General features: G+C 25.4%; 7 protein-coding genes and 1 pseudogene. 3 read left to right on the top strand and 5 right to left on the bottom strand.

Annotated features, from left to right (window positions below; genetic code table 11):
- Positions 1-154 precede the first annotated feature (154 nt).
- The 3 genes from GBZ86_RS10515 to tsaD all read right to left on the bottom strand — a co-directional run bounded on the left by GBZ86_RS10515 (position 155) and on the right by tsaD (position 3,605).
- Positions 155-1,468, bottom strand: a complete 1,314-nt coding sequence (locus tag GBZ86_RS10515) for a S1C family serine protease (RefSeq protein WP_152890462.1) — start codon at positions 1,466-1,468, stop codon at positions 155-157.
- An 85-nt stretch (positions 1,469-1,553) separates the two neighbouring features.
- Complete coding sequence (locus GBZ86_RS10510) at positions 1,554-2,582, bottom strand: alpha/beta hydrolase (protein ID WP_152890460.1); 1,029 nt, start codon at positions 2,580-2,582, stop codon at positions 1,554-1,556.
- 3 nt (positions 2,583-2,585) lie between these two features.
- A complete protein-coding gene (tsaD, locus tag GBZ86_RS10505) occupies positions 2,586-3,605 on the bottom strand; it encodes a tRNA (adenosine(37)-N6)-threonylcarbamoyltransferase complex transferase subunit TsaD (RefSeq protein ID WP_152890459.1) in 1,020 nt (339 codons plus the stop codon).
- 198 nt (positions 3,606-3,803) lie between these two features.
- Here tsaD and GBZ86_RS10500 point away from each other — a divergent pair, with 198 nt between their 5' ends.
- Positions 3,804-4,442 carry a RusA family crossover junction endodeoxyribonuclease gene (locus tag GBZ86_RS10500; RefSeq protein ID WP_152890457.1) on the top strand — a complete coding sequence of 213 codons (639 nt, stop codon included), beginning with the start codon at positions 3,804-3,806 and terminating at the stop codon, positions 4,440-4,442.
- Positions 4,443-4,458: 16 nt separating this feature from the next.
- Entirely contained in the window at positions 4,459-5,013 is a 555-nt protein-coding gene (locus GBZ86_RS10495) for a GDSL-type esterase/lipase family protein (protein WP_152890455.1), read from the top strand.
- A 2-nt stretch (positions 5,014-5,015) separates the two neighbouring features.
- On the opposite strand, the gene GBZ86_RS10490 is transcribed toward GBZ86_RS10495, so the two are convergent.
- On the bottom strand, positions 5,016-5,975 hold the full coding sequence (locus GBZ86_RS10490) for an NAD(P)/FAD-dependent oxidoreductase (protein WP_152890453.1): 960 nt from the start codon (positions 5,973-5,975) through the stop codon (positions 5,016-5,018).
- Positions 5,976-6,032: 57 nt separating this feature from the next.
- Complete coding sequence (yedF, locus tag GBZ86_RS10485; RefSeq protein WP_152890451.1) at positions 6,033-6,608, bottom strand: sulfurtransferase-like selenium metabolism protein YedF; 576 nt, start codon at positions 6,606-6,608, stop codon at positions 6,033-6,035.
- A gap of 188 nt (positions 6,609-6,796) precedes the next feature.
- Here yedF and GBZ86_RS10480 point away from each other — a divergent pair.
- Positions 6,797-7,506 (top strand): annotated as a pseudogene (locus tag GBZ86_RS10480) (LTA synthase family protein); the annotation flags it as partial.

Here is a 7,506-nt window from a genome sequence, read left to right as displayed (position 1 = left end):
GTTATATTTATATAATTTAGCTTAATTTGGCGAAAGTTATATAATAATAAATTATTATATATACAATTTACCATATTTATGTTAATTTGTATATATTTATCATGAATATATACAAATTAAGCAGTATGTTGTTTAACATACTGCTTATTTCTTATTATGATGCTAATGTAACTTTTATATTTATAGGTTTACCGTCTCTTATTGCTTTTAATGTTATTACATCACCATTATTACATTTTTCTTTTAACTTATTCATTTCCTCAGTAGTTTTAACTCTTTGACCATTAAATTCTACTATTAAATCTCCACCTTTTAGTCCTGCTTTTTCAGCTGGACTAAATTCTTGAACATTAACCACATAAATACCTTCTTGTAAATTATTAAGTTTAGCTGTTTCTGCATTTATATCTCTAGCAGTTATACCTAACTTCAATATTGGTTTTGATAATGCATCTAATCTATCTCTTACTTTATCTATAGGAATTGAAAAACCTATTCCTTCAATTTCTTCTCCAACTTTCTTAGCTGTATTAATTCCTATTACTTGTCCTTGAGAATTTATTAAAGGTCCTCCACTATTTCCTGGATTAATAGCTGCATCCGTTTGTATATATTGAGTTACATTAACTCCATCCGTACTTATTTGTCTATTAGGAGAACTTACTACTCCTTTAGTTACAGTTGAACTAAACTCTTTTCCTAATGGATTTCCGATAGCTATAACATCTTCTCCTGGTTTAAGCTTATTAGAATCTCCAAGTTCAGCAACTCCTGGCATTTTTACATCATCAGTTATTTTTATAACTGCAATATCTTCTTTTGGATCATAATTAACAACCTTAGCATTTACTTCTGTACCATCATAAAAAATTACTTTAACTTCTTGTGCTCCATTTATTACATGATAATTTGTTACAATATACCCATCATCATTAATAATAAATCCTGATCCTATACCTTCTTGTTCTTTCATTGTAAAGAAAGAATCTTGTACTAAACTTTTAGTTGATACTCCAACAACTGCAGGTTTTACTTTTTCAACTGCTTGAGGTACTGTTAATGCTCCTTCCTCTTTAGCAAATTGATGTGGCATATTATCATAAACATTCTTTGAACTTACCGTCTCAACTTTGTTATTTTTAGGCAAAAAATAAATACTACTTGCACCAATTACTCCCCCAAGCATGGCACATACTAAACCACTAGCTACAAATACTGCAGACTTCTTTAAATTTCTTTTTTTTCCTGACACATTTTTTTTCAATTTTTTAGAATTAGATTTATCTTTAACCTCTTCATTTTTATCGAAATTATTTTTAACTTCATCTTCTGTTACATAAACAAAATCTTTTATTTCATTAATTTCATCTTTATCTTTTTTATCACTATCCATTCCAAAATACTCTTCATTAGATTCTTTTTTATTTTTTTCATCTTCATTATCATTAAATTTGTTAAACTTATCCATAACTATACCCCTCCGATACTTTTCTGAAATTCTATAGTTATATATTAGCTATTATTTGTGTCATTTCAATGTCATAAATTTTGTTTTATGAAGATAATTGGACTTTCAAAGTATCTATCATAGATTTAATAGCTTCTATTATTACTTCTGGTTTTTCTAATGAAACATATTCATATTGATTATCTGCTGTAATTATTTCTGTTAGTTCTGGACTTCCTATCATTTTAAGCTCTTCTAAATATTTTTTATTATTATCACTAATTATAATTTTTAATGGCCACTTAGATAGTGCTCCCTCTTTTTGAATAGAACTGTTTAAATTAAGGATATTATTTAATTCATTGTAATAAGCTGATGTGAAATTTTTATTAAGCCTAAAAACATTGTAATTCGTTAATTGTTCTTCATTAAAATATTTATTCACTGAATTTGGTACTGGAAGTAAACCAAACTTATTTAATAAATCATTAATTCCTATGTAAGAACCATATTTATTAAACTTACTAATAAATTTTTTATTTTTAAAATTACTGATATAATCATTATTTTTTAAGGCTGATACGTTTATTGGATTAACTAATACAACCCCACTTACTAAATCTGGATATAAATTGGCAAAACTTGAGATTAATATACTACCGTATCCTTCACCCACTAATATATATGGTCCACTTAATCCAACTTTTTTTAATATCATTCTTAAAAGTCTAGCTTGCTCTTCAGGATTTCTATCTTTTCCATACTCTGAAAATCCATAACCAGCTCTATCATAAGAAAAGGTCCTTATTTTATACTTATCTGAAATAACCTTTTGAACTTTTCCCCATTGATCTATTCCCATTCCTATATCTGATTCAAAAATAACAGTTGGTTTTTCTTCACCTAAACTTTTAAAATAATATTTTTTATTATCTATTCTTACATATTTGTTTTTAGATTCTAAAGATTTAAGTTGTATTTTATCAGATATAATTTGATATATAAAGCCTATTGATAATATTATTGCTATAAATATTATTATTTTCTTTATGATACTGCTAGGCTTTATATTTTTATTATGTTTTATTTTATAAAAACCATTAGAATAAGGAATAAACTTCATTTTTTCTTTCATTAATTACCTCTCCCCTAGTCTTAAATTAGGCTTAGCATTTATATCCATAGTGGATACATTCCCCTTTATAAATTCAAAATATGCAGCACTTCCAATCATAGCTGCATTGTCAGTACATAGTATTGGTGATGGAAATAATACCTTAATCCCTCTTTTACTTCCTTCCTTTATAAGATTTTCTCTTAATGCTGAGTTTGAAGCTACTCCACCAGCAATAGCTATCTTATCTACCTTTCTAATCTTACATGTTTTTATTACATTATCAGTTAATACCTCAACAACTGCTTTTTGAAAACTAGCAGCTACATCTGCTACATTAATTTCTTCTTTTTTCATTTCCATTTTATTTAAATAATTAAGAACCGCTGATTTTACTCCACTAAATGAAAAATCTAAAGTATCATCATGAAAATTAGCCTTAGGAAATTTTATTGCATTCGCATTTCCTTGCTTAGAAATTTTATCTATCTTAGGTCCTCCTGGATAACCTAATCCTAAAGCTCTTGCAACTTTATCATAAGCTTCACCAGCCGCATCATCTCTTGTTTCCCCTATAATTTCAAAATCACCATAATCTTTAACATAAACTATAAAAGTATGTCCTCCTGATACAACTAAACATATAAATGGTGGTTCTAAATCTAAATGATCTATAAAATTTGCACTTATATGCCCTTCTATATGATTCACACCTATAAGGGGCTTTCCTAAAGCATAAGCTAACCCCTTAGCATATTGAAGTCCAACCAATAAAGCTCCTACTAGTCCTGGACCATACGTAACAGCTATTGCATCTAAATCATTCTTTGATATATTAGCTTTTTCTAGTGCCTCTTCTACTACTATATTAATTGCTTCTATATGCTTTCTAGAAGCAACTTCTGGCACAACTCCCCCAAACTTTTTATGAGTTTCTATTTGAGAAGATATTATATTTGATAATACTTTTCTTCCATTAACAACAACTGCCGCTGCTGTTTCATCACAACTACTTTCTATTGCTAAAATTATCTTATCATTCATAAGTTTATACCTCTTAACTAAATATTTTATTATTATTTAATTACTATTATACTTTAAGTATTATACTTTATAGTTTTATCACATTCAAGAAATGATAACATTAAATTATTTATCTACTTTAAAAAATTACGTTTATTTTATAAAACTATGATATAATTTTTTACATAATTTAATTATATAAATTAGGAGTATTATAATATGAATTGTTACGCAAAAGTTATAGTTAAAGGCTCTCCTATTACAAAATCAAACTTTAAATTATTTAATTCTAAAGGAAGAGCTATATTGCCTACTAATTCTGGAAAATATCATGATAGATATGCTGTATATGAAGAAGAGATTGCTTACCAAACTAAAAACCAAAATCCTAACTTAGTATTAAAAGAATCTCTTATAGCAATTCTTAAAGTTTATTATAAAAGTGAAAAACGTCATCCAGATACTAATAATATAACTAAAAGTATATTCGATGGTATAGAAAAAAGTGGTTTAATAATTAATGATATGCAGATTAGAAGAATTATAATAGAAGAGTTTTATGATAAAGAAAATCCAAGATTTGAACTAGAGCTATTTGGAGAAAGTTCGTACAAGATTTCTTATGAAATAATAAAACATAAAGAACTTAAAAATAAAATATTATATGATAAGCCACCAAACAAAAAAAAATCACTAGAATCTAATTCTTGTAAAACTTACACTAAAAAGTTAGAAAACAAAAATACTTTAATACTTTCTTGTTCTATATGCAATAAAACCGTTACTGTTGGTGAATATGTAAGCGCTAATAAGGGTACAACTATAATTTGTAGAAAATGCTTATCAAAAACTTTTTAAAACATGGAGGATTTTTATGTCTTTAATTTGCATTGGTGATTCACTCACTGCTGGATATGGTATAAGTAAAAAAGATTGTTGGGTTTCTAAGTTAAATGAAAATAATTTTAATTTTATAAATAAAGGCGTTAATGGAGATACTTCTATTGGAATTTTAAGTAGATTTTTTTCTGATGTTATAGCAAATAATCCAGAAAAATGTATTATAATGTGTGGAACTAATGATATTATAATGAACAAATCTGTAAGTACTATAATAGATAATTTAAACTTAATGGTAAAAGATTTGTTATCTTCAAAAATAGTTCCTATAATACTTTCGCCACCAAAAATATTTAAAGATTTAGCTATTAAATATTGGAGTTCTAATATTAATTATGATTTAGTTAATTTAAAACTAAATCAATTAAATGAAGATTTAAAAATATTTTGTAAAAAAAATAATGTTTTATTAATTAGTTTGTTTGATTTAATACCTTTAAATTCTATATATTATACAGATGGTATACACTTAAGTTATGAAAGTAATGAAGTTATATATACTAAAATTAAAAATAGATTAGCTTTATAAAGCTAATCTATTTTCCCTAAATATTCACAAGCTTCTATTCCTGCTTGTTCTCCATCCTTTACACATACATTAGATAAACTATAACAATGAACTATATTTCCACACGCAAAAATTCCATCTTTAGAAGTTAAATAATGTTTATCTACTTCTACACCATTATTCATTTCATTAAGCTTTAATCCTAATTTTTTTGCTAAATCATTTTCTGGTGACCATGGTACTGATATTAGTAATGAATCACATTCTATAAATTCATTTTCTAATTCGCCTAACTTTGATATTATTATTCCCTCTACTCTTTCTGTTCCTTTTAATTCATTAATCATATATCCTAATTTGATATTAATATTAAAAGCTTTTATTATTTTCTTAGATTTTTCATTATCTATTTTTAATTCATTATTTGGTTCAATTATAGCCTTTATATTAGCACCTTCAATTATAAGCCTTCTAGCCACAATTATATCTGTATCAGATGAACCAACCATAACTATATTTTTTCCTGGTAAATATCCTTGAAAATTTATAAATCTATGAGCTGTTCCTACAGTATAAATCCCTGTAAATTTATTCAAAGGAACACTTACATTCCCATCAAATTTTTCTCTACTTCCCATAGCTAATATTATTGCTTTTCCTTTTATCTCTCTCATTCCCTCTTCTTGATTAACATATCTTATAATTTTATCTTTATTTATAGATAAAACCATTGTATTTAATTTTATTTCAATATTTAATTCTTTTATACTTTCAACAAAGTATTCGGTGTATTCACTTCCTGAAACTTCAGTTTTAAATATTTTTTTTCCAAATCCACAATGTATACACTGATTTAAGGCTCCTCCTAGTACATCTTCTCTTTCAAGTAATAAAACTCTTTCAATTCCATTTTTTTTAGCTGATATAGCCGCTGCCATTCCTGCTGGTCCACCACCTATTACAATAACATCATAAGTGTCCATAAATTAAGATTTACCAATGTAAATCTGCGCCTCCTCTCATAAATATTAAATATATTTTTATAATTTTATAACTTTTCCATATGAATTTATAATTTCAACAATTGTATACATATTTGTTATATTACCAACTTCTAACCCATCTTTTATTCCATAAAAATCCAAACACGTTCCACAACATAAAATTTCTACGCCTCTATCAATTAATTTATTTAAAGATTCTAAAACACTAGAACCTTTAACCGTAAGCTTTACTCCACTATTAATAAATACAAGTTTTTCAGGAATAATATCACTTTCAGATAAAGTATATATATACCCTTTCATTAAAATTTCACCTAAATTCACATCACCATCACCTAATAAATCTGAAGAAATAAGCAAAGCATAATTTTCATCTTTATTTAAATGTTTTTTACTAATATTATTTTTCTCAATATTTATAAGAAAAAGATCATTTTCTTTAAAAAAATCTACTTTATATCCACATCCTATAGCATATTTACAAATATTATCTTTAGAAATTTCATTATCAACTATAATTTTTGCTTCTCCTTTTTCTATGCTATCAAAATATTTTTTAGTATTTATAACAGGCATAGGACATATCATACCTTTACAATCTATTAATTTCATAATTCACCTCTATACAAATTCTATATAATATTAAGATATCATACTTTTTAATATATTCCTATAAATTATACTTTTTGTTATTTATATTTTAATTAATGATACTTTTTTCTAAAAAAATTTATTAAATATGATATAATAAATTGTATTAATTTTAAGTGATATTTTAAAATTTCATAAAGAGGTGTATAATGAATACTAAGAAATCAAGTACAAATTTTATAAGCAAAATGAAACCTCATTTTGATAAAAATTCTATCGTAAGATTAGCATTCTATGTATTTGTTTTAATTGCTATTGTAATTAAAGGCTCTATATTTTTAGGATTTGCATTAAATACAGATGCCTATAACTTAGACTTTAGTTTAGGGTTTAAAGAAGCAAGTTACTTTAGAAATTATTACATTTCATTCGCTGCTATATTCTTAAGTATATGTTTATTATTTAAAAATAGAGGGAAATTTATAGCTTTAATTATTATTGATTTAATTATTACAATATTATGTTTACTTGACATAATGTATTTTAGAGGCTTTCAAACAGTACCTTCTGTGTTATTATTTAGTCAAACAGCTAATCTTGATAATTTGGGTGGAAGCATACTGTCAATGATTAGTTCGCAAGATTTTTGGTTTTTTGCAGATTTCATAATACTAATAATAGCATATATATTTTTTAAAAAAAGCTTCAAAAAAGCTAAATGTAATTTTATAGGATTTTTAATTACATTAATTCTTTCAATTTCTTACATAGCTTATGTTCCTTTTAATTTATATGTTTTAAAAAATGAAGATGTTAAAAATGGTTATCTTTTTAGTAATTATGATCCAACTAATACCGTTACATATTTTTCTCCTGTAGGTTATCACGTTATGGATGTTATAAACACTATAAAAAATTC

Source organism: Clostridium tarantellae (genome assembly GCF_009295725.1).
Taxonomy (GTDB): Bacteria; Bacillota; Clostridia; order Clostridiales; family Clostridiaceae; genus Sarcina; species Sarcina tarantellae.
This window is presented reverse-complemented; position numbering and strand designations above follow the sequence as displayed.